The following is a 21,469-nucleotide window of genomic DNA, read 5'->3' as shown; positions in this document are numbered from 1 at the left end:
ATGGCCCGACTCGCCCAGACCGCAGGTCTGACCGATGTCCAGCAGGAGATCCTCCGCACCGTCCGGGACTTCGTCGACAAGGAGATCATTCCGGTCGCGACGGAGTTGGAGCACCGTGACGAATACCCCCAGGCGATCGTCGACGGGCTCAAGGAGCTCGGCCTCTTCGGACTGATGATTCCGGAGGAGTACGGGGGGCTGGGTGAATCCCTGCTCACGTACGCGCTGTGCGTCGAGGAGATCGCACGCGGGTGGATGTCCGTCTCGGGCATCATCAACACCCACTTCATTGTTGCGTACATGCTTAAGCAGCACGGCACCCAGGAGCAGAAGGACCACTTCCTTCCGCGCATGGCGGCCGGCGAGGTGCGCGGCGCCTTCTCGATGTCCGAGCCGGGTCTCGGGTCCGACGTGTCGGCCATCACGTCCAAGGCGGTGAAGGACGGCGACGAGTACGTCCTCAACGGCCAGAAGATGTGGCTCACCAACGGCGGGACGTCGACCCTGGTGGCCGTCCTCGTACGGAGTGACGAAGGACACCCCGAGGGCACCGCCCCGCACAAGTCGATGACGACCTTCCTGATCGAGAAGGAGCCCGGCTTCGGGGAGGTCCGCCCGGGCCTCACCATCCCCGGCAAGATCGACAAGATGGGCTACAAGGGCGTCGACACGACCGAGCTCATCATGGACGGGCTGCGCGTTCCGGCCGATCGGGTCCTCGGCGGCACGACGGGCCGGGGTTTTTACCAAATGATGGACGGCGTCGAGGTCGGTCGCGTCAACGTGGCGGCACGTGGTTGCGGCGTCGCCCAGCGTGCCTTCGAGCTGGGCGTCTCGTATGCCCAGCAGCGTCACACTTTCGGCAAGCAGATCGCGCAGCACCAGGCGATCCAGTTCAAGCTCGCGGAGATGGCTACCAAGGTCGAGGCCGCTCATGCGATGATGGTCAACGCAGCGCGCAAAAAGGACTCCGGGGAGCGAAACGACCTGGAGGCAGGGATGGCGAAGTACCTCGCCTCCGAGTACTGCAAGGAAGTCGTCGAGGACGCCTTCCGGATCCACGGCGGCTACGGCTTCTCCAAGGAGTACGAGATCGAACGCCTCTACCGCGAGGCTCCGATGCTGCTCATCGGCGAAGGTACCGCCGAGATCCAGAAAATGATCATTGGTCGTCGACTCCTCGAGGAGTACCGGTTCCAGGGCTGAATGGGGCTTTTGAGTCGGTTCGGCCGCGAAGAAGATCACACCCCGTTATCTTCTTCCGGCCGCCGACTCGGCTTCTGGCTTGCCCAGTTGCGGCCCGCAACCGATAGCATCGCCAAAAAGCCGCCGTCCCCCTTGTTGCCAGTGCGGCATCATCCGCTACGAAGGTCATCCATGCCCCACAGCCAAACCTCTGCACCTCGCGACAGCCAGTTCGGCGTACGCCTCGCGCGCGGAGCATCGCCGTGGCTCCTGCCGACCGTCGCGACGGCGGCCCTGAGCCTGGCGCGTGCGCGCCGTTCGAAGCGTGCCGCCGCCATCGCCGTGCCCGCCACCGCGCTCGCGGCGGGCATGCTGTGGTTCTTCCGCGACCCCGAGCGCGAGATCGCTCAGGGTCGGGTCATCTCCCCGGCCGACGGCGTGGTGCAGAGCATCATGCCGTGGAAGGACGGGCGTACTCGCGTCGCCATCTTCATGAGCCCTTTGAATGTCCATGTCAATCGGGCTCCGCTCGCCGGCACCGTGACGTCCGTCGAGCACGTGCCCGGCGGTTTCGTTCCGGCTTTCAACAAAGAGAGCGAGAACAACGAGCGCGTCGTCTGGCACTTCGACACCGAGCTCGGTGACATCGAGATGGTCCAGATCGCCGGTGCCGTGGCCCGCCGCATCGTTCCCTACGTCCCCCAGGGCACCAAGGTGGAGCAGGGCGAGCGTATCGGTCTGATCCGCTTCGGCTCGCGCGTCGACATCTACCTCCCCGAAGGTGTCGAGGTGGCCGTCGAGGTCGGCCAGACCACGACTGCGGGGGTGACTCGCATTGACCGTGATTGATCCCGACACACAGGCGGGCTGGGCCTCCGAGGCCGGGTCCGGTTCCACGGACGAAGCGGAGGAGATGCCCCTCTCTCTGCGGCTGTCGATAGCGGACACCCTCACGCTCGGCAACGCGACGTGCGGATTCATGGCGGTGTACTTCACCACCACCGGGATCCTCATCCCGCACCTCGTCGGCAGCGGTGAGAGCGGCATGGCGCGGCACTCCGCGGCGACTGCAGTGATCCTCATGCTCTGCGCGGCGGTCTTCGACCTCTTCGACGGGCTGGTGGCGCGCAAGCTGCGCAGCTCGCCGATGGGTGCCGAGCTGGACAACCTGTCCGACCTGATCAGCTTCGGCCTGGCCCCGGCCTACTTCGTGCTCGTCTACGGCATGGTCGCCGACGACGCCCACCAGAAGGTCTCGGCCGTCGCGGCGATCGTCGTCCTGCTGGCCGTCGTACTGCGGCTGGCCAGATTCTCCTGCGTGACAATGAAGGACGGCATGTTCCAGGGCATGCCCAGCCCCTTCGGCGCGCTCACCGTGGTCTCGATCGTGCTGCTGGAACTGCCGTTCATCCCGACGCTGCTCGCGATCATCGGTACGGCCTGGCTGATGGTGAGCAGGGTCGAGTACCCGAAGCCTCGGGGCGTCCTCGCGGTGGCCATGCTCGGTTGGATCGTGTCCGCCATGGGCCTGCTGGCGGCCTGGGCCTTCGACGCCCCGGGCGGGCAGATGCTGCTGCAGACGGGCTGTGCACTGCAGATCGTCCTGGCGGCGACCATCCCGCTGTTCGCCACGGCACGCCGTGTGAACACCTTCCGCGACAACCGTCGTGAGGCGCGGGCCTCGGCACAGCTTCCGTAGCGGTAACGGCGGTCTTCCGCACAGGAGAGAGGGCCCGGGTGCACTGGCACCCGGGCCCTCTCCTGTTGCACGGCGCCGGCTCCCCCCGGTGCGGCGCCCTCACGGTGGTTCTGCTGTCACGGCTTCGGTGTTCCACCCGGGGCCGTGAGACCCGTGCGAGGCTGCGGGCGGCACGGCGCAGTCTCAGGCGGCGTGCACGGGCAGTGGCAGGCTCGCCCACACCGTCTTGCCCCGCGGTGGCGTCAGCGACCACGACCAGTCGTCGCTCAGCTCGTCGATCAGCCCCAGGCCCCGGCCGGCGGGCTCCGGTCCACCTGCGGCGGGCAACCGCGGGGGTTCCGGACTCGGGTCCGCGACGGAGCACACGAGGCTCTCGGGGTGCCTGAAGAGACCCAACCAGAGCGGATACTCCGCGAGGTCCCCCGACGCCTCGGGGGTGAGCGCGTGGTGCACGGCGTTGGCGACGAGTTCGCCGGCGATCGCCGCCATGTCGGACACGAGGTCCTCCAGCGCCCAGTCGTTGAGGGTGAGGGCGACGAACCGCCGGGCTTGGTCCGCGTTCTCGGGCCGACCATCCAACCCGCAGGCCGCGAACCCGCCCAAGCCGAACAGTTCGCCGAGCTCGTCGGCCTGCCGGGCAGCGCGCTGCCCCCCGGACGACGGTTTCGCGCCGCATTCCGTGGTGGAAGCCCGGCTACCGCGCCCGGCCGCCGTGGTCGAAATGGTTGACATGTGAATCGTCACTGCTCATGTCCCCCTGCAGGCCTCGGTGTTCGATGCTGCCGCCGCCGGTGCAGGACGAGTATTGTCGAGACCGCCTCAAAAATGCAATTGCATCTGGGATTGCATTGGCCAGATCCGGAGCAAACTGATGTGCGAAACACGGAGGGGTTTGTGGGCATGGAGTTCCGCAATGGAATAACGGCCGATACTCTGTCGTCGGCGAAATGGATCAAGAGCAGCCACAGCAATGCCACCGGCAACTGCGTGGAAATGGCAGCTCTACCGGGCGGGCAGGTGGCCGTGCGCAACTCCCGCGACCCGCACGGGCCGGCGCTCGTCTACACGCGCGAGGAGATCGCCGCCTTCGTCGCGGGGGCCAGAGACGGCGATTTCGACGCCATGATTGGCTGAAATCGACTGCGTGACGCACCAGTTCCCCATGGCTCACGCCCCTGGGTACGGGATAGTGTCGTCGTCTTCTCAATGCACCCCAGGAGCACCCGATGGCTGCAGTGGAACGGAGCCCGTCGTTGTTCGCCGGGTCGATGGGGGCGGTCGAGAGCAACCCGACCGCCCTGAAGGTGATTCTGGGCGGCAAGCTGCGCGAACTGCGCACCGCCGCGGGGCTCGATCCCTCCGCGGTCGACGTACGACTCGGATTCTCCCGTTCCAAGACCAGCCGCATCGAACTGGGGCGGCACGGCTGCAAGCCGGCCGACGCACTCGCCCTGCTGAACCTCTACGGCGTGCAGGACGAGGAGCGCGTCTCGGAGTTCCTGCGTCTGGTGGAGCAGTCCCGAAGGACCGACTGGTGGCGTTCGTTCAGTGATGTCCTCTCGGACTTCTTCGCACCACTGGTCGCACTCGAAGGCGCGGCAGCGACGATCCGCACCTACGAACCGTTCTACGTGCCGGGGCTGCTCCAGACGCCCGCGTACGCGCGGGCCGTCATCCAGTCCGGGCCCGGACACCTCTACGCGCACGACGTCGAACGCCGGGTGGAACTCCGGCAGGAACGCCAGCGCCAGCTCGGGGTGTCCAACGGACCGCGCCTGTGGGCCGTGATCGACGAGTCCGTGCTGCTGCGCACCGTCGGTGGCCGGGACGTGATGCGCGATCAGCTCATGCACTTGGTCGCCATGGCCCAGCAGGCCAGGGTCACCCTGCAGATAGCCCCACTGGACGTGACCGCATCGGTCGGTGTCGGCACGGGCGTGACCTATCTGCGGTTCGCCCTGGGCGACCTCAAGGACGCCGTGTACATCGAGCACCTGACCGACAGCACGTTCAGCCAGAAGCCGCAGGTCGTCGAGCAGTACCGCGACATGCTGGACCGACTGGGAGCGTGTGCCCTGACGCCGAGGCAGACGCGCGCGATGTTGGAAGAGCGGTTGTCCTGCCTGTGAGCGCGGCCGTGCCCGGGCGGAGGTCCGTCCCGGGCACGGCGCCTGGTCGCGACGGCTAGCGGATGCGGCCGACGCCGCCCCACTCGATCCATTCGTCGGTCAACTGGACGGGCGCGAGATCGGTGTCGGGACGCCAGGTCGAGACCTCCACCAGACCGGGTTCGAGGATCTCCAGGCCCTTGAAGTACTCGGTGACTTCGTGTTCTTCACGCACCCGGCCCCAGTGCCCACCGGTCGCCTCGGCCATGAAATCGGTGACGAACTTCCTGATCTCCGGACGGTCACTGACGAGTTGGCAGACGACGAGGAAGCTGCCCGGCACCAGGCGCTCGGCGACCCTGCGGACCAGACCCGCCGGGTCGTCGTCGTCCGGGATGCAGTGCAGGACGGAGACGAACAGTGCGGCGACCGGCTCGCTGAAATCGATCAGCCGGGTCGTCTCCTCGTGGCCGAAGATGCCGTCGGTGTCCCGCATGTCGGCCTGGATGACCGCCGTGCGGTCGTTCTCCTCCAGCAGGGCGCGGCCGTGGGCGAGCACGATCGGATCGTTGTCGACGTAGACGACGCGTGCCGTCGGATCCACGGACTGGGCTACCTGGTGGACGTTGTCCTGGGTCGGCAGTCCGGACCCGTGGTCCACGAACTGGCGTATGCCGTACTCCGTCGCCAGGGCGTGCACCACGCGCCGCAGGAAGCGGCGGTTGTTGACGGCGAGCACCTTGCTGCTGGGGACCTGCTGGAGGAGTTGCTCGCACGCGTCGCGGTCGGACTGGTAGTTGTCGTCACCCCCCAGCAAGAAGTCGTACATACGGGCCACGCTCGGCACCTTGGTGTCGATGGCGTCCGGGCGCCACGACTCGCGCTGCATCCAGTCCTCATTCACGTCCGGGGTTCGGTCGGGTAGGACGCACATGCTAGGGAGCCCCGGGAAGGCGGGACAGGTCGTTCACGAGTCGGTGGCAAAGGAAGGGCCTCTTTCAGCCATACGTGGCAACGGCTCGGGCCCGACGGGGAAGCCGGGGCCCCGGCCATGCCGGGGGGCGGGAGCCCCGGTGCGGTAAGCGGTGGCGACGCTAGGCCAGGAAGTCCTGCGCGATCTTCTCTGCGACCCGTTCCAGGAGGGGACCCGCCTGCGCCATGCAGACCGCCGGATCGGGTTCGAGGTCCAACAGCGGGTAGGCACGCCGGATGCCCGCCGTGCGGAGGTCCTCCGGCGCGAGTGCGAGCCGGCCGCAGACCGCGACGACGTCGACGCCCTCCGCACGGGCCGCCGCCGCGACACCGGCGGGGGCCTTGCCATGGAGGGTCTGCTCGTCGAGCGAGCCCTCACCGGTGATGACGAGGGTCGCCCGTGCCAGAGCCGGGGCGAAGCCCAGGATGTCGAGCATCACGTCGATGCCGGGGCGGAAGCGCGCACCGAGCGCGACCAGCGCGCCGTAGCCGATGCCGCCCGCCGCGCCCGCGCCGGGCAGCTCCGCCTGCTCCGGGCCGAGGACCGAGGCGTACCGGACGAGCGCGGCGTCGAGTGCTGCCACGTCCTGCGGTGAGGCACCCTTCTGCGGACCGAAGACGGCGGGAGCGCCCTTCGGTCCGGTCAGCGGATTGTCCACGTCGCTGGCCAGCACCAGATCAACGCCCTCGAATCGGGCGTCCAGCCCCGAGAGGTCGGCCGACGCGATGTCGGCGAGGGCGCCGCCGCCGGGCCCGACCGGCTCGCCGTGCGCGTCCAGGAAGCGTGCGCCGAGTGCGGCGAGCATCCCGGCCCCGCCGTCCGTGGTCGCACTTCCGCCGACCCCGAAGACGATCGTCCGCGCCCCGGAGTCGAGAGCGGCGCGCAGAAGTTCCCCGGATCCGTACGTCGTCGCGGTGAGCGGCGCGAAGACTCCCGCGGGGAGGTGCTGGAGACCGGACGCCTCCGCCATCTCGACCACCGCGACAGTGTCCCGCAGGGCGTACGACGCCGTGACGGGGGAGCCCGTCGGCCCGGTGACGCGCACCTCCCGGCGCTCGAAACCCGCCGCGACCGCAGCCGCTACCGTCCCGTCGCCGCCGTCGGCGACGGGCAGGGTCTCCACAGGCAACCCGGGAACGGTCCGCCGGAGCCCGGTGGTGACCCGCTCGGCGACCTCCACGGCCGTGAGGGAGCCCTTGAACTTGTCCGCCGCGACGAGCACGTGCGCGGCGGTAACTGCTCCGTTCGCCACCTTCTATCCCTTGCTTTCGAACAGGCAGTCGCGCCGCCCCGACCCTATCCGCACCCCGATGGGGCATGCCACCCCCGTCGGGTGACGGTGATCGTGGCACGGGCGGGCTCAGGGACGATCGCCGCACGCACACGGGAGAATGCGGGATCAAAGCGGACAGAAATTGACCTATATCATCTCCTGCAGTACGGCTCGGACCGTGTCCCCCGCGCGTCCCGGGCCGGAACGGAGTACACCGGAGTCATGAATCCTCCGGCCCCACCTGCCCGGCACTCCGACACGGCCGACCGGATCCTCGGCGGCTGGCTGGGCAGGATCGCCGGCAACATGCTCGGGAAGCCGGTGGAACGTGGTGACTACTGGACACGCGACCGGATCGACCGCTACCTGCGGGTCACCGGTGCACTGCCGCTGACGGACTACCTGCCCGAGCCGCCACCGGACGCAACGGGTTTCGAGCTGCGCCCCGAATGGCGCAGCTGCGTACGAGGCCGGATCCACGGCAGCTGCCGCGACGACGACGTCGACTACGCCATCCTCGGCCTCCATCTGCTGGAGACCCACGGCTTCGCCTTCACCACCGAGCAGGTCGGCGAGCTCTGGTTGCTGCGACTGCCGTACCTGCAGACCTTCACCGCCGAGCGGGCCGCGTACCGCAACCTCACGGCCGGTCTGAAGCCGCCGCTCACGGCCACCCACGACAATCCCCACCAGGAGTGGATCGGCGCGCTGATCCGGGCCGACATCTTCGGCTGGACCTGCCCGGGCGACCCCCACCGCGCCGCCGCGCTCGCCCGCCGGGACGCCGTGCTCTCCCACACCGGCAACGGCGTGTACGGGGCGATGTGGGCGGCCGCGGTGATCGCGGCCGCCTTCGCCGCCGCCGATGCGCGCGAGGCCGTGGAAGCGGGTCTGGAGCACGTCCCGGCGGGCAGCCGCCTCGCCCGGACCGTACGCCGCACGACCGCCCTGTACGAAGCGGGCGTCGCATGGCCGGAGGCACTGGCCGAGCTGGACCGGGAGACCGGAGGACTCAGCTGGATCCACACCGTGCCCAACGCCGCGGTCATCACCGCCGGACTGCTCTACGGTCAGGGGGACTTCACCACCACGATCGCCCTCACCGTACGCGGCGGACTCGACACCGACTCCAACGGCGCGACGGCGGGGTCGGTCGCCGGGGTGCTGGGCGGCGCCTCGGGCATCCCGCCGCAGTGGACCCGGCCGCTGGAGGACCGGGTGCGCAGCGCGGTGTTCGGTTTCGACGGCGCACGGATCGGTGAACTGGCGGACCGGACGGCACGATTGGCCGCAGCCTGACCGGAAATCCCCTCCCACCGCCCCCCTTGACCGCAACAATGGCCGGGTGCCCGAGTACATGGATGTTGAACTGACCGACGGTTCGCACGTGCGGATGGAACTGTCCGGGGCCGGTGACACGCTCGCCGTGACCGACGGCAAGGCCGTTTCCGACGACCTGCCGGAAGGCTTCGGATCGGCGGTGCCCGTCGCCCGGGGAGGTGGCGAGGCTCGGGCGACGACCCGGGCCGCCGACGCACTGCGGACGGTCCTCAGGCCGATGGGTCCGCTGCTGGACGAGATCCACTCGGCCGTGGCCGGCGCCGAGAACGCCCCTTCGGAGATCACGGTCGCGTTCGGCGTGGAGATCGGGCAGGACCTCAAACTGGGCATCGTCGGGGCGAACGGCAAGGCCACGATCACCGTATCGGCCACCTGGCAGCCCGGGCAGCGGCAGAACTGACGCATGGCCTGGTTCAGACGACGGTCGACGGCCCCGGCCGCGCGCCTGTCGATGCTCCACGCCGACGGGCGTGCGGCGGGCGCTGCCGCCCTGCTGTCCGCCGGTCGCGTACTGACCTGTGCGCACGTCGTCAACGACGCCTTGGGGCGGGACCCGTACGAGACCGTGCCGCCCGAGGGCCGGGACCTGACCGTCGCCCTGCACCACGACGTGCCCGGAGAAGGCCCCTCGTACCGATCGGCACGGCTCGCCGTCTGGGTTCCGCCGAGGCCCTCCGCGTCCCCCCTGGTCTGGCACGGCGACCTCGCGGTCCTCGACCTGACCGAGCCCGCACCGTCGGGAACACGACCGGTGGTCTGGCGGGACATGGCCGAGGGGATGCCCCTGCGGGCCTGGCACGGCGGCGGAGCGGCGATCACCTTCGCGGACACCCGCGTCAAGCTTCAGGAGGGCGCCGTGGGGTACCTGGACGGGGAGCTGTCCGGGGCCGCGATCGGGCCCGGATTCAGCGGTGGTCCGCTCTGGTGTCTGGACGACACCACTGTGGTCGGGCTGGTGGTGGCCCACGTGCTCCCGGACCGCGACCGGCCGCTGGGTACCCAGGACACCGTGCGGCGCAGCTGGGCGGTACCGTGGGGGACCATTCGGGACGAACTGCACCGGGCCGGCGCGGCGCAGGTGCTCGCCGACTGCACGGTGCACGCCCCGGGCGACCGGGACTCCCCCGCGACCGCAGCCCTGACCGCCGAGCTGTGGCAGCTGCTGGGCGATCCGGTGCGCCGCGCGCAGCACGCCCGTGCCCTTGCGATCGCCCTCGGCTACGGCACCCCCCGGGGCGACTCCGCCCCCGCCGTCGAGGAGCTGGCCGGGCTGCTGGTCGCCGAGGAGCGGGCGCTGGCGACACTGACCGAGTCGCTCGCCCCCGCCTGCGGCGCCGGAACGGGGCGAGAAAGCTTGGACCGGCTGCTGTTCGCCGGCCAGCTGGCCGGGGCGCGACTGCTGTCGGTGGACGAACACCGTCGGCTCGTCACCGAGCTGGAGAAGGTGGTGGCGACCGATGCGACCCTCCTGCCGCGCGCAGCGCGAGAGGCCCTGCGCTACACCCCGCTGCCGGCGCCGCTGCGCGCCGCCCGGCTGACCTGTGGGGCCGTCGACCGGGTGGTGACGGAGCTGGAGGCCTACCGGCACTGCGGTCCGCTACCGGACGGCACGCCCCCGGTGCCCACCCTGCTGACCGTGGTCGAGTACGCCGCCGCAGGCGCGTGCGCCGACTCCCGGCAGGCGTTGTCCGGCTGGTCGGACCGGGTCGCGGGGCGGCTCGGGGTCCACCCGGCCGCGCTCTCCCAGCGACGCGGCGACGCGGCGACCTGGGCCGCCCACCGTCCCTCGCCGGTGGTGCGCCTCGTGGCCGAGGTGACCGCGGTGCCCGGCGACCGCGAGCGCCGCTTCCGCTGCGAGGTCTGGGAAGTACGCAGGGACGGCGCGGCCGCCCGCCTCGTCCCCGCGGACCCGCCCCGCAGTGCACCGGAGATCGGCCGGCTGATCCACGAGTCCGCGGAGCGCGCCGCGCACGACGGTGGCCCGGCGGTGGAGCAGATCGACGTGGTCGTGGGCCGTGACGGTCTCGACCTCGACGTCGACGAGTGGGACGCGGGCGGTCCGGTGGAATTCCTCGCCGGGGTGCCGCTGGGCGTCACGTACCGGATCGCCCTGCGCTGCCCCGAGGTGAGCGCCCGCGCACCGCGCCGGGACGCCGAGCTGCGCCGCCGCTGGGAAAGCGGGCACACCGGCCCGCTGGTGGTGGACGAGCACTGCGCCTCTCCGGAGCGGTTGTACGCGCTGCTGGAGACCAGCCATCGGGACACCGCCCAGGTCGTCGTGCACGGCGGGCGGGCGGACCGGCAACGGCTGCTGCAGTTGTGCCTCGCCGTCGGTGTTCCGGTGGTGCTCTGGGACCGTGAGGCCGAGGGACTCGAGCACGCCCACCGCCTCGACGCGGTCGTGCCCACCGGCCCCCTGCACCAACTCCCCGAGCGGGTCAGACACTTCCGGGCCGAGCGTTTCGGGGCGCCCGACCCCGGCTCCGCACGGCCCTCGCTGGTGTGGGAGGACGCCGAACTCCCGCTGCCCAACACGCTCGAACTGCTCGACCCCTTGGAAGGAGCGGACATCCGATGATGGATCGTCAGGCAGGGGCGGCCGACTGGCGGCTGTTCCGGGGCGATGGCGAGCCCCGTGAGGTCGTCTTTCCCGAGGCCCCGCCCTGGCGGCGGTTCGGGGGCACGGACGACGGCGACGCCGACGGTGGTGTGCACCGGGCTGCGGCGCGCGGGCACCTTCCGTACCAGATCGCCGCGGCCGAGGCCGACGTGGTCAACGCCGCCCTGCATCTGCGGCGTCCTCTGCTGGTGACCGGGCGCCCCGGTACGGGCAAGTCGTCCCTGGCCCACGCCATCGCACACGAACTGCGGCTCGGCCGGGTGCTGAGGTGGCAGGTCAACAGCAGGGCCGCGCTGCAGGACGCCCTCTACCGCTACGACGCGATCGGACGGCTGCGCGAGACGAATCTGCGGAGGGACCAGGACGGGGCGGCCGCAGAGCCCGACATCGGCTCCTACGTACGGCTCGGACCGCTCGGCACGGCGCTGGTGCCCGGCCCGCGTCCGCGTGTGCTCCTCGTCGACGAGCTGGACAAGGGAGACGTCGACCTGCCGAACGACTTGCTGGGCGTCTTCGAGGAGGGCGAGTTCGAGATCCTCGAACTGGCGCGGCTACCCGAGGAACAGTCGACCGTCGAGGTCCTGACCGCCGATCCGCGCTCACGCACCCGAGTGGTGCACGGTCGGGTGCGCTGCTCCGCGTTCCCGGTGGTCGTCATCACCAGCAACGGCGAGCGGGACTTCCCGCCCGCGTTCCTGCGCCGCTGCGTCCGCCTCGACCTGCCCGAGCCGGACGAGGACCGTCTTCTGGAGATCGTACGGGCCCATCTCGGCGACGGGGCGGAGCTGGACCGTGCCGACGACCTGCTACGCGTCTTCCTGGCCCGGCGAGGACGCGGCGAACTGGCCACCGACCAGTTGTTGAACGCCGTGTTCCTCCGCAGGGGCGGAGTGGACCTGGACGCCGGCGGGCTGCTCGACGCGGTGCTGCACCGGCTGGGCGGGACGGTGTAACCGGGGTGTGGCAGGAGTTGCGGCGCGTCCTCGGCGACGGCGGAACGGAGTTGGCGCACGAGGAGCTGCTGGACGCGGTGTGGCTGGCGGAGCGGCTACCGCCGGGCGCTGCCGCGGCCCTCGCAGCCGCGGGCTCCGGTGCTGAGGGGGCGGACGGCGGGCGGCCCCCGCCCTACCCACCGTCGTCCGACCGCGGCCCGGCCGGCCCGGTGGCGAGCGCGCCGGCACCGCACGACACCGGCGGGAACGGCGCGCCGCCTCGGCACGGTGCCGGTCCCGGTGCCGCAGTGCACGGCGCTCCCGCGGCCGGCTCCGCGGGGTCCTGCGCCCCCTCGCGCCCCGCGACACCGGTACGCGTCCCGGAGGCGCGGGCGCTGGCCTCCGCCGAGCTTCGACTGGGCCGCGCACTGCGACCGCTCAAGCATCTGCGGCCCGACCACCGCGCCGGGGAGCTGGACGAGTCCGCCACGGTCACGGCCATCGCGGACACCGGCGTGCCCGACGTGGTGCTGCGCCCCGCCCGCACCCGCTGGCTCGACCTGGTGCTCCTCGTGGACGACGGAGTGTCGATGCTGCTGTGGCAGCGGCTCGCGGCGGAGACGCGGAGGCTCTTGGAACGCAGTGGCGCGTTCCGTGACGTGCGGGTCTACGGCCTGGACACCCGTGGCCCCGACGCGCCGGTGCTGGGCAGGCGTCCCTTCTCCCCGGAGCCGCGGTCGCTGTCGCTGGACGCGGTCGCCGACCCGGGAGGCCGCACGATGCTGCTCGTCGTCAGCGACGGGGTCGGCCGGGCGTGGCGGGACGGGCGTATGCACCGGGTACTGGAGCGGGCGTGCGGACTGGGCCCGGTCGCGGTGCTGCACGCCCTGCCGGAGAGGCTGTGGGACGGTTCCGGGATCCGCGCGGAGCGCTGGCGGGTGACGGCCCCGAGACGGGGCGGTGCCAACCGGACCTGGCAGGTCGCGGACCCGGTGCTGCCGCCCGACGTTGCCCCGTACACGGGTGTGCCGGTACCGGTGCTCGCCCCCGATCCGGCGTCGGTGGGCGCCTGGGCGCAGCTCGTCGGCTCGGCCGGGGCGTCGGCGGTGTTGCCCCTGCTGGCCCCGCGCACCCCGCCCCGCCGGTATGCGGCCACGCGCACGAACGACGGCGACGGGCTGCTGCGCTTCCGCGACGCGGCCAGCCCGGAGGCCTACCGGCTGGCCGCCCATCTGGCCGCGGTGGCACCGTTGTCGGTGCCCGCGATGCGGCTGGTGCAGGACGCACTGGGCGGGACCGACACGGGCCACCTGGCGGAGGTCTTCCTCGGTGGCTTGATGCAGGGCGTCGACGGAGGGGAGCAGGACCTGCTGCCGCAGCACCGCGGATTCGACTTCGCGGAGGACGCACGGCGCATCCTTCTCCACACGGTCCCGCCCGCCGAGCTGGTGCGCAACACCATGGCCGTCACGGCCCGGATGGCCGAACTCGCCGACGGCACCGCGCACTTCCCCGCCTGGCTGCCGCATCCCACCGGCGGGGACGAGGTGGCATCCGGTGCACGACCGTTCGGGTGGCTGGACGACCGGTTGCTGCGCCGCCTCGGCATGCCGGTGGCCCGTGCACCGGCCGGTACCGGCGAGCCGCTCGCGGCAGCGGCCACCGCTCCCCCGGCATCCGTGGAACCGCAGGGAGCGACGGGGGTGGCGGGCGTCGCCGCGGCGTCCCCGCACGCCGCGGGACCGTCCGACGGCACCGAGCCGTCCGACCCGGCGGCGCGCCCGCCCGCGGACGAGCTCTGTCGGGCCTCCGCCCCCGAAGTCCGCCCGGTGCGCGCTGCGCCGCCCCCGCTCCCCCTGGGCCGCGACGACGCGGGCGGTGTGGTGTCGCTCGACCTGAACGGTCCGGAACACGGCGGTACGGGACCGCACGGGCTGCTGCACGGGGGCACGGACCCCGAACGCGGCGCGCTGCTCTCCGGACTCGTGCAGCGGCTCGCCGAAACCGCCGGCGCAGCCGGCCTCGCGGTCGTCTGCGCGGACCACGACGGTGCACTGCGCCGCTCCGGGCTCGCCTCACTACCGCAGGTCCTGTGGTGCGAGGCGGTCGGCGGCCGTCCCGAACTGCTGCGCGAGCTAGCGGCCCTGCTGGCCGGGGAACGGCGGCGGCGCGCCACGACGCCCCCGAACGCGGAGCCGCCCCGGCTGCTCGTCGTCCTCGGTGACCTCGACCGCACGGCCGGCAACGAGGAGCCCTTCTTCACCCTCGTCGACGAGGTCACGTCCCTCGGCAGGTGCGCGGGGGTCCACGTGCTCGTCTCGCAGCGCGTCTCCCGGAGTCCGCTGGTCGACCTGCTGGCCCCGTCGTTCACGATCGATCTCGAGCCCCCACGGGCGAGACTGCTCCGCAACAGAGGCGCGCCGGTCGCCTTCGACCCCCTACCCGTCCGCACCCAGCCGGCCCGTGAGCACGACCACGACGCACGGTACGCACACGGCGTCGAGCTGCTGCGCGACGGCCGTCCCGAACTCGCTCTGCGGGTCCTCGGCGAGGTCGTCGCCACCCGCAACCAGGTGCTGGGAGCCGGTCACGCGGCCACGCTCACGTCCCGCTACGCACTGGCCGCGGCACTGCTCGCACTGGCCAGGTACGCCGAGGCCCTCACCGAGTACCGGCAGGTGGCACAGTCCCGGTCGCGCCTCCTGGGCACCGACCACCCCGACACGCTGGACGCACGCCAGCGGACGGCCCTGGCCCTCGGACTGCTCGGCCGCCACAGCGAGGCCCTGACCCAGTACCTCGACGTGCTCTCCAAGCGCGAACGACGACAGGGCACGGCACACGAGGACACCTTGGGCTGCCGTCACGGGGTGGCGTCCACGCTCAGCGCCATGGGCCGCCTCGTGGAAGCCTCCAAGGTGGCGCTTGAAACGTACCGGGCGCGCAGCGAGGTGCTGGGCGAGCTGCACACCGACACGCTGGACACCCTCCATGAACTGGCGCGCACCACGGCCCGCATGGAGGACTGGGCCGAGGCGGCCGCACTGTTCGAGAAGGTGGCGGCGGGCAGGGCCCGGACGCTCGGTCCTGGCCATCCCGATACCGTCACCGCCGCGCGCAACGCCGCCTCGGCACGCCGGCGGCGCCCTTCGGAACGGACTCCCCTCCCCCCTGGACGCTGACGGCGGGATCGGACCGCCCGATTTTCACTCGCAGAACCGACGCTGCGGTGCGTACGCTCGCGGCATGACTCTCCTCGCCATCCTCAGCGGCGCAGGCATCTCCACCGACTCCGGCATCCCCGACTACCGTGGTCCGAACGGACTGTGGCGGCGCGATCCGGAGGCCGAGAAGCTCGTCACCTACGAGTACTACATGGGCGATCCGGAGATCCGGCGGCGCTCATGGCGGATGCGCCGCGACGCCCCGACGCTCCGTGCCGAGCCGAACCCGGCGCACCGGGCGGTCGCACGACTGGAGCGCGAGCAGAACGGCGTCGCCGTGCGGGTGATCACCCAGAACGTGGACGGGCTGCACCAGCTGGCGGGCGTGCCGGCGCGCAAGGTCCTCGAACTCCACGGCACCGCACGGTCGGTGGTGTGCACCCGCTGCCAGGAGCAGTCCTCGATGGCGGACGCGCTCGCCCGGGTCGCCGCGGGCGAGGACGATCCCGCCTGCCTGAGCTGCGGCGGGATCCTGAAGTCGGCCACGGTGATGTTCGGGCAGCGACTCGATCCCGTGCTGCTCGGCGAGGCGATGGGGATCGCCAAGGCGTGCGAGCTGTTCATCGCGGTGGGCTCCAGCCTCCAGGTGCAGCCGGCCGCGTCGCTCGCCGGGATCGCCGCGGACGGCGGCGCACGGCTCGTCGTCGTGAACGCCGAACCGACGCCGTACGACGAGCTCGCCGCCGAGGTCATCCGCGAACCGATCGGCACCGCCCTGCCCGCCCTGTTGGAGCGGATCGCCGCGGAGGGCTAGAAGACGCCGTCGGTGCGTCAGGGCCGACGGGCTGTACACCGGGGGCCGGCAGGATGGCGCCGGCCGTGCCGGCGGTCCGGTGGCGAGGGCTGGTGTCCGGGCCCGGCGGGTCTCAGAAGAGCGCGTCGTCCGGCGTACCGCTCTCGAACGCCAGCAGGCGCTGCTTGCGGTCCAGGCCGCCGCCGTAGCCCGTGAGACCGCCGGTGGAGCCGATCACCCGGTGGCAGGGCACGATGATGCCGATGGGGTTGCGGCCGTTGGCGAGGCCGACGGCCCGGGAGGCCCCGGGGCTGCCGAGAGCCTGTGCGAGCTCTCCGTAGCTGCGGGTCTCGCCGTAGGGGATCAGGCACAGTTGGTCCCACACACTGCGCTGGAACGGGGTGCCCGCCAGGTGCATCGGCAGGTCGAATCTCCTGAGCTCCCCGGCGAAGTAGGCCTCCAGCTGGCTGATCACTTCGCCGAAGGGGCGCGGGTCGGGTTCGCCGAACGTCTCCTCGGCCGGCCTGTGGCGTTGTCCCACCATGTACAGGCCGCTGAGTACGGAGTCGGTGGCGACCAGGGTGAGCGGGCCGTAGGGGCTGTCGGTGACGATGTGCGTGCGTTTCACGGTGCGGGTTCCTCAGCTGGGCAGACGGTTGATGGGGTGGTCGCCGGTGGCCCACAGGTACTGGACCGCGTAGGCGCGCCACGGGCGCCACACCGCCGCACGGGCGGTGAGCGCGGAGGGCGACGACGGCAGGCCGAGTTCCTGGGCAGCACGGCGGATGCCCAGGTCGGTGGCGAGGAACGCGTCCGGGTCGCCCAGCCCGCGCATAGCGATGACCTCGACGGTCCAGGGTCCGAAACCGGGCAGGGCGGAGAGCCGGGCGCGGGCTTCGTTCCAGTCGCTGTCGACGCCGAGGCTGAGCGAGCCGTCGGCGAGTGCAGCGAAGAGCGTGGTGAGGGTCGCGCGCCGGCTTCGCGGGAAGGCGAGGGTTTCCGGGTCGACCTCGGCCAGTGCCTCCGGCGACGGGAACAGGTGGGTGAGGCCGCCTTCGGGGTCGTCCACGGGGGCGCCGTGGGCGACCACCAGACGGGCCGCGTGGGTACGGGCCGCGGCCGTGGACACCTGCTGGCCGAGGACGGCCCGTACGGCGAATTCCGCCGCGTCGACGGTGCGCGGGACGCGTCTGCCCGGCGCCTTGTCGACGAGGGGCGCGAGCAGCGGATCGGTCCGGAGCTGTTCGTCGACGGCCACGGGGTCGGCGTCCAGGTCGAGTAGACGGCGGCAGCGGCTGATGGCGAGGGTCAGGTCGCGCGGGTCGGTGAGCGAGAGTCGGCAGGCGATGTGGTCCGGGTGGGGGGAGAGGGCGACGACGCCGTGCCCGTTGGGGAGGGTCAGGGTGCGCCGGTACGCTCCGTCGCGCCACTCCTCGACCCCCGGGACGGCGGTGGCGGCGAGGTGCCCGAACAGGTTGTCGGGGTTGAGCGGCGCGCGGTACGGCAGACGCAGGGCGAGCACCCCCGGAGTCGCGGTCCGCGGGTACGTCGACCGGCCGGCCACGCGGGTCCGCAGCTGGCTCGGTGACAGTGCGAAGACCTCGCGGACCGTGTCGTTGAAGGTCCGGATGGAGGAGAAGCCCGCGGCGAAGGCGACCTGCGCCATCGGCAGGTCCGTGGTCTCGACGAGCAGCCGGGCGGTCTGCGCGCGCTGTGCGCGCGCCAGGGCCAGTGGTCCGGCACCTACCTCGGCGAGCAGTTGGCGTTCGATCTGCCGGGTGGAGTAGCCGAGCCGTGCGGCCAGCCCGGGGACGCCTTCGCGGTCGACGACGCCGTCCTGGATGAGGCGCATGGCCCGGGCGACGGCGTCGGCACGGGCGTTCCACTCCGGGGAGCCGGGGCTGGTGTCGGGACGGCACCGCTTGCAGGCCCGGAACCCTGCTTGCTGGCAGGCCGCCGCACTCGGGTAGAACGTCATGTTCTGCGCCTTGGGCGGGACGGCGGGGCAGCTCGGCCTGCAGTAGATCCGGGTGGTCAGCACCGCTGTGAAGAACCAGCCGTCGAAGCGGGCGTCCTTGGACTGGACGGCCCGCAGACAACGCTCGGTGTCGGTGTGCATGGCGGAATGCATGGATCAAGCATCGGGCAGCGCGGCCGGGGGCGCTGGCGAAAAAGCGACATCAACCCGAAGGGGCCGGTGCATCCCCGGATCACCGGCAGGCACCCGCCGCCGACGCCGGCGCCTCGGACCGTTGCCCCGCTGCGCGGACGAGGCCCCCGCGCGGAGGCGGTCCGGGACGGGGACACGCCCGTCCCGGACCGGACGAGGGTCCCGCGCGGGGGCGGTCCGGGGCCGGTGTCCACGCACGCCGGCCGGGGCGGCATCAGGAGAGGGCGCCGCCGTGGGAGGGAAGCAGGAAGCCCCTTTCGCAGGAGCCGCCCTCGAAGTCGCTCGGGTTGTTGCCGATGTTGGCGGTGATCGTGTACCCGCTCCGGGTGAGCCCGACCCGGCAGCGCTTCTTGCCCTCGACGTTGCCCTCCCCGTGCTTCCGCGTGCACACGGCGTCCACGGCGTAGCCCGCGTCCCGCAGTCGTCCACGGACGGAGGACGAGGAGGTGCGGGCGGTGACGAACAGGACGGCAACGTCGTGTCCGGCCGCCCAACGGGCCACCTCGAGCACCGGTTTGTTGGCTCGCCCCGGGTGGTGGTGGGTCTCCAGGGCCGTGTTGTCGATGTCCAGTACGGCGGCGAGCTTCCGGCCGTCCTGTGCGGTCCGTCCGCGCAGCCACGGGATCACCGGGGCGACGGTCCGCTTCACGTCCGCCTGCCACGTTGCGTAGCCGGGTGCGTCGCGGACGGCCGAAGCGTGGACGGGCGTGGCGGCGGTCGGCGACGCACCGGAAGCGCGACGGCGGCTGGGAGGGCGGTACGAAGCGTCCTGACGGGTCTCACTGCTTCTTCCTTCCAGTGGGTGACGTTACGTCAGGAGACCAGCGGGTCCCGGGGGCGCCCCGGGGACGACGAGGTGGCGCAGACGGGAAGAGTGCGGGTCCCACGGCCAACTGACACGCGTCAAAGCCCGATTACCTCCGGGCCGGCGCGTCCCCAGCCGTCCGGCTCCGGACGGTCGACCATGCCACGGCTCGGCCCTCAACCCAGCTGCGCCGCGAACACCTCGTACGCCCGCTCGTCGAAGAGCACGAAACGCACTTCTTCCACGTCCGTCTGCGTCCGGCGGACCGTCTCGACGGCGATCCGCGCCGCGTCCTCCAACGGCCAGCCGTAGATGCCGGTGGAGACCGCCGGGAAGGCCACGCTCCTCGCACCGAGCTCGTCGGCCACCCTGAGCGCTTCACGGTGGCAGGACGCCAGTAGCTGCGAGCGGTCCTCGTGCGCGCTGTACACCGGGCCCACCGTGTGGATGACCCACTGTGCGGGGAGGTTCCCCGCCGTCGTGGCCACCGCCTGACCGGTCGGCAGGCCCTTTCCGTAGTGCGAGGCCCGCAGCCGGCGACATGCTCCGAGGATCTCCGGTCCACCACGCCGGTGGATCGCCCCGTCGACGCCCCCGCCACCGAGGAGTGAGGAATTCGCCGCGTTGACCACGGCGTCCGCGTGCTGCTCGGTGATGTCACCGCGGACCAGGGTGATGTCGGTGCTCATGCCCCCATGATGACCGCAGGGGCCGAGCGGCGCGGCACGGGCAGAGGGCGTCCGGGCAGCGGACGCCGGGAACACGGGCAGCCGCGGCGGCCCCGCGTCAGCGCGTGGCCCGCAGGTGCCGCCACACCGCCTTGGCCGCGTTGTGCCCCGACATTCCGTGGACCCCCGGCCCGGGGGGCGTGGCGGACGAGCAGAGGAACACCGCCGGATGCGCCGTGGAGTACGGGAAGAGGGACGGCTTGGGCCGCAGCAGCAGCTGGAGACCGCTCGCCGCGCCGCACGCGATGTCTCCGCCGACGTAGTTGGCGTTGCGTGCGGCGAGCTCCGGCGGGCCTGCGGTCGCCCGGGCGAGCACGCGGTCTCGGAATCCGGGTGCGAAGCGTTCCAGCTGGCGCTCGATCGCTTCCGTCAGATCGCCCTTCCATGCGTGCGGAACGTGGCCGTACACCCAGAAGACGTGCTTGCCCTCGGGCGCTCGGGACGGGTCGACCAGGCTGGGCTGGGCGCTGATCAGGAAGGGCGTCATCGGGGGGGTACCTCCGGACGCCTGGCGGAGCGCGGTGTCGATCTCCCTGCTGCTGGGGCCGACCTGCACGGTCCCGGCCCGACGCGGCTCCTCCGCCGTCCAGGGCACGGGGCCGTCCAAGGCATAGTCGATCTTGAAGACGCTCGCGCCGTACCGGTAGCCCTCGTAAGCCCTGCCGAGGCCGGCGATACGGGCCAGCGCGGTCGGTGAGGTGTCGAAGACGTAGGCGCGGGCGGGCGGCAGGTCGTCGAGGCGTTTGATCTCGGACCCGGTGTGGATCGTGCCGCCGAGGTCCCGCACGTAGGCGGCGAGGGCGTCGGAGATGGACTGCGAACCGCCGCGGGGCAGTGGCCAGCCGCCGGCGTGCGCAGCGAGGGCGAAGACCAGGCCGACGGCACCGGTTCCGATGCCGTGCAGCGGGGCGATGACGTGGGCGACCAGTCCGGCGAACAACGCGCGGGCCCGATCGTCGCGGAACCGTCGCAGCAGCCAGCTGGACGGCGGGAGTCCGGTGAGGCCGAAGCGGGCGAGGGTGACGGGGTCCCGGGGCAACGCCGTGAGTGGCAGGGACATGAAGTCCCGGGCGAGGGAGTCCCACTTGCCCAGGTACGGGGCGACCAGCCGGCGGTACGCACCGGCGTCCCGCGGGCCGAAGGACGCCGCGGTCTCGGCGACGGAACGGGAGAGCACGGCCGCACTGCCGTCGTCGAACGGGTGTGCCATGGGAAGGGGTGGGTGCAGCCACTCCAGCCCGTACCGCGCCAGCGGCATGGCCGTGAACGCGGGCGAGCCCGCGCCGAGCGGATGGACGGCGGAACACGGATCGTGGCGGAAGCCGGGCAGCGTGAGCTCCTCGGTCCTCGCTCCGCCGCCGACGGTGTCGAGAGCCTCGAACACCGCGACCGCGAAGCCGCGGCGCGCCAACTCGGCGGCCGCGGTGAGTCCGTTGGGCCCCGCCCCCACGACGACGGCATCGAGCATCGACGGCACCTTCGGACTCCTTCGTCAGCCGGTGGCAGGAGATCCAGCATATTCGGCCCCGCCGACGGCGGAGCCAGTGACTACGACACAGCCGTCCCACCGGCCCCTGCCGGACACCATCGTCCTCGCCCGGCAGGGGCCGGCCGGGGCGTCCCCCAGCGGGTGCAGCCGGGTGCCGCGCCCCCGGCGGCCCGCGGACGCACGGCGACG

General features: G+C 72.0%; 19 protein-coding genes. 11 read left to right on the top strand and 8 right to left on the bottom strand.

Annotated elements, in window-relative coordinates; genetic code table 11:
- The 3 genes from ACFXOM_RS10545 to pssA all read left to right on the top strand — a co-directional run bounded on the left by ACFXOM_RS10545 (position 1) and on the right by pssA (position 2,884).
- Complete coding sequence (locus ACFXOM_RS10545; RefSeq protein ID WP_384942006.1) at positions 1 to 1,206, top strand: acyl-CoA dehydrogenase family protein; 1,206 nt, start codon at positions 1 to 3, stop codon at positions 1,204 to 1,206.
- Between the two features lie 171 nt (positions 1,207 to 1,377).
- Positions 1,378 to 2,034: a phosphatidylserine decarboxylase gene (locus tag ACFXOM_RS10540; RefSeq protein ID WP_384942055.1), complete on the top strand. Its 657-nt coding sequence runs from the start codon at positions 1,378 to 1,380 to the stop codon at positions 2,032 to 2,034.
- Positions 2,021 to 2,884: a CDP-diacylglycerol--serine O-phosphatidyltransferase gene (gene pssA, locus ACFXOM_RS10535; RefSeq protein ID WP_384942004.1), complete on the top strand. Its 864-nt coding sequence runs from the start codon at positions 2,021 to 2,023 to the stop codon at positions 2,882 to 2,884. The genes ACFXOM_RS10540 and pssA overlap by 14 nt, the downstream gene beginning before the upstream one ends.
- A gap of 183 nt (positions 2,885 to 3,067) precedes the next feature.
- Here the strand turns inward: pssA and ACFXOM_RS10530 are convergent, their stop codons facing one another.
- On the bottom strand, positions 3,068 to 3,616 hold the full coding sequence (locus ACFXOM_RS10530) for an ATP-binding protein (protein WP_384942002.1): 549 nt from the start codon (positions 3,614 to 3,616) through the stop codon (positions 3,068 to 3,070).
- 168 nt (positions 3,617 to 3,784) lie between these two features.
- On the opposite strand from ACFXOM_RS10530, the gene ACFXOM_RS10525 reads away from it, so the two are divergent.
- Both ACFXOM_RS10525 and ACFXOM_RS10520 read left to right on the top strand, forming a co-directional pair.
- The gene (locus ACFXOM_RS10525) at positions 3,785 to 4,018 is read left to right on the top strand and encodes a DUF397 domain-containing protein (RefSeq protein ID WP_384942054.1); all 234 of its coding nucleotides are present in this window, start codon (positions 3,785 to 3,787) and stop codon (positions 4,016 to 4,018) included.
- A 92-nt stretch (positions 4,019 to 4,110) separates the two neighbouring features.
- Positions 4,111 to 5,013, top strand: coding sequence for a helix-turn-helix domain-containing protein (locus ACFXOM_RS10520; protein ID WP_384942000.1), 903 nt, complete (start codon positions 4,111 to 4,113; stop codon positions 5,011 to 5,013).
- 55 nt (positions 5,014 to 5,068) lie between these two features.
- Here the strand turns inward: ACFXOM_RS10520 and ACFXOM_RS10515 are convergent, their stop codons facing one another.
- Both ACFXOM_RS10515 and ACFXOM_RS10510 read right to left on the bottom strand, forming a co-directional pair.
- Positions 5,069 to 5,881, bottom strand: coding sequence for an SAM-dependent methyltransferase (locus ACFXOM_RS10515; protein WP_384944391.1), 813 nt, complete (start codon positions 5,879 to 5,881; stop codon positions 5,069 to 5,071).
- A 205-nt stretch (positions 5,882 to 6,086) separates the two neighbouring features.
- On the bottom strand, positions 6,087 to 7,217 hold the full coding sequence (locus tag ACFXOM_RS10510) for a glycerate kinase (RefSeq protein WP_384941996.1): 1,131 nt from the start codon (positions 7,215 to 7,217) through the stop codon (positions 6,087 to 6,089).
- Positions 7,218 to 7,460: 243 nt separating this feature from the next.
- Here ACFXOM_RS10510 and ACFXOM_RS10505 point away from each other — a divergent pair, with 243 nt between their 5' ends.
- From ACFXOM_RS10505 to ACFXOM_RS10480, 6 genes are all read left to right on the top strand, one after another.
- Entirely contained in the window at positions 7,461 to 8,537 is a 1,077-nt protein-coding gene (locus ACFXOM_RS10505; RefSeq protein ID WP_384944390.1) for an ADP-ribosylglycohydrolase family protein, read from the top strand.
- 46 nt (positions 8,538 to 8,583) lie between these two features.
- Positions 8,584 to 8,979: a CU044_2847 family protein gene (locus ACFXOM_RS10500; RefSeq protein WP_384944388.1), complete on the top strand. Its 396-nt coding sequence runs from the start codon at positions 8,584 to 8,586 to the stop codon at positions 8,977 to 8,979.
- Between the two features lie 3 nt (positions 8,980 to 8,982).
- Positions 8,983 to 11,157: a trypsin-like peptidase domain-containing protein gene (locus ACFXOM_RS10495; protein WP_384944386.1), complete on the top strand. Its 2,175-nt coding sequence runs from the start codon at positions 8,983 to 8,985 to the stop codon at positions 11,155 to 11,157.
- Positions 11,154 to 12,152 (top strand): AAA family ATPase, encoded by a 999-nt coding sequence (locus ACFXOM_RS10490; protein WP_384934498.1) that lies wholly within the window; start codon positions 11,154 to 11,156, stop codon positions 12,150 to 12,152. The genes ACFXOM_RS10495 and ACFXOM_RS10490 overlap by 4 nt, the downstream gene beginning before the upstream one ends.
- 5 nt (positions 12,153 to 12,157) lie before the next feature.
- Complete coding sequence (locus ACFXOM_RS10485; RefSeq protein WP_385037635.1) at positions 12,158 to 15,313, top strand: SAV_2336 N-terminal domain-related protein; 3,156 nt, start codon at positions 12,158 to 12,160, stop codon at positions 15,311 to 15,313.
- A gap of 64 nt (positions 15,314 to 15,377) precedes the next feature.
- Complete coding sequence (locus ACFXOM_RS10480; RefSeq protein WP_384934493.1) at positions 15,378 to 16,109, top strand: NAD-dependent deacetylase; 732 nt, start codon at positions 15,378 to 15,380, stop codon at positions 16,107 to 16,109.
- Between the two features lie 112 nt (positions 16,110 to 16,221).
- On the opposite strand, the gene ACFXOM_RS10475 is transcribed toward ACFXOM_RS10480, so the two are convergent.
- From ACFXOM_RS10475 to ACFXOM_RS10455, 5 genes are all read right to left on the bottom strand, one after another.
- Positions 16,222 to 16,716 (bottom strand): methylated-DNA--[protein]-cysteine S-methyltransferase, encoded by a 495-nt coding sequence (locus tag ACFXOM_RS10475; RefSeq protein WP_384934490.1) that lies wholly within the window; start codon positions 16,714 to 16,716, stop codon positions 16,222 to 16,224.
- A 12-nt stretch (positions 16,717 to 16,728) separates the two neighbouring features.
- The gene (locus ACFXOM_RS10470; protein ID WP_384934546.1) at positions 16,729 to 18,207 is read right to left on the bottom strand and encodes an AlkA N-terminal domain-containing protein; all 1,479 of its coding nucleotides are present in this window, start codon (positions 18,205 to 18,207) and stop codon (positions 16,729 to 16,731) included.
- Between the two features lie 265 nt (positions 18,208 to 18,472).
- Positions 18,473 to 18,907, bottom strand: a complete 435-nt coding sequence (locus ACFXOM_RS10465) for an HAD family acid phosphatase (protein WP_384944383.1) — start codon at positions 18,905 to 18,907, stop codon at positions 18,473 to 18,475.
- Between the two features lie 332 nt (positions 18,908 to 19,239).
- Complete coding sequence (locus ACFXOM_RS10460) at positions 19,240 to 19,752, bottom strand: O-acetyl-ADP-ribose deacetylase (RefSeq protein WP_384934485.1); 513 nt, start codon at positions 19,750 to 19,752, stop codon at positions 19,240 to 19,242.
- Positions 19,753 to 19,849: 97 nt separating this feature from the next.
- Complete coding sequence (locus ACFXOM_RS10455) at positions 19,850 to 21,268, bottom strand: phytoene desaturase family protein (protein ID WP_384934481.1); 1,419 nt, start codon at positions 21,266 to 21,268, stop codon at positions 19,850 to 19,852.
- Positions 21,269 to 21,469 lie beyond the last annotated feature (201 nt).

It is taken from the genome of Streptomyces sp. NPDC059169, assembly GCF_042755225.1.
Lineage (GTDB): Bacteria > Actinomycetota > Actinomycetes > Streptomycetales > Streptomycetaceae > Streptomyces.
Note: the sequence above shows the minus strand (reverse complement) of the source record. Positions and strands in the feature narration are given on the sequence as shown.

Bases quoted from the DNA above. Each gene is read 5' to 3' on its own strand.
- ACFXOM_RS10545 (WP_384942006.1), top strand. From the start codon at position 1: ATGGCCCGACTCGCCCAGACCGCAGGTCTGACCGATGTCCAGCAGGAG.
- ACFXOM_RS10540 (WP_384942055.1), top strand. From the start codon at position 1,378: ATGCCCCACAGCCAAACCTCTGCACCTCGCGACAGCCAGTTCGGCGTA.
- ACFXOM_RS10530 (WP_384942002.1), bottom strand. From the start codon at position 3,616: ATGTCAACCATTTCGACCACGGCGGCCGGGCGCGGTAGCCGGGCTTCC.
- ACFXOM_RS10525 (WP_384942054.1), top strand. From the start codon at position 3,785: ATGGAGTTCCGCAATGGAATAACGGCCGATACTCTGTCGTCGGCGAAA.
- ACFXOM_RS10520 (WP_384942000.1), top strand. From the start codon at position 4,111: ATGGCTGCAGTGGAACGGAGCCCGTCGTTGTTCGCCGGGTCGATGGGG.
- ACFXOM_RS10515 (WP_384944391.1), bottom strand. From the start codon at position 5,881: ATGCAGCGCGAGTCGTGGCGCCCGGACGCCATCGACACCAAGGTGCCG.
- ACFXOM_RS10505 (WP_384944390.1), top strand. From the start codon at position 7,461: ATGAATCCTCCGGCCCCACCTGCCCGGCACTCCGACACGGCCGACCGG.
- ACFXOM_RS10495 (WP_384944386.1), top strand. From the start codon at position 8,983: ATGGCCTGGTTCAGACGACGGTCGACGGCCCCGGCCGCGCGCCTGTCG.
- ACFXOM_RS10490 (WP_384934498.1), top strand. From the start codon at position 11,154: ATGATGGATCGTCAGGCAGGGGCGGCCGACTGGCGGCTGTTCCGGGGC.
- ACFXOM_RS10480 (WP_384934493.1), top strand. From the start codon at position 15,378: ATGACTCTCCTCGCCATCCTCAGCGGCGCAGGCATCTCCACCGACTCC.
- ACFXOM_RS10470 (WP_384934546.1), bottom strand. From the start codon at position 18,207: ATGCACACCGACACCGAGCGTTGTCTGCGGGCCGTCCAGTCCAAGGAC.
- ACFXOM_RS10460 (WP_384934485.1), bottom strand. From the start codon at position 19,752: ATGAGCACCGACATCACCCTGGTCCGCGGTGACATCACCGAGCAGCAC.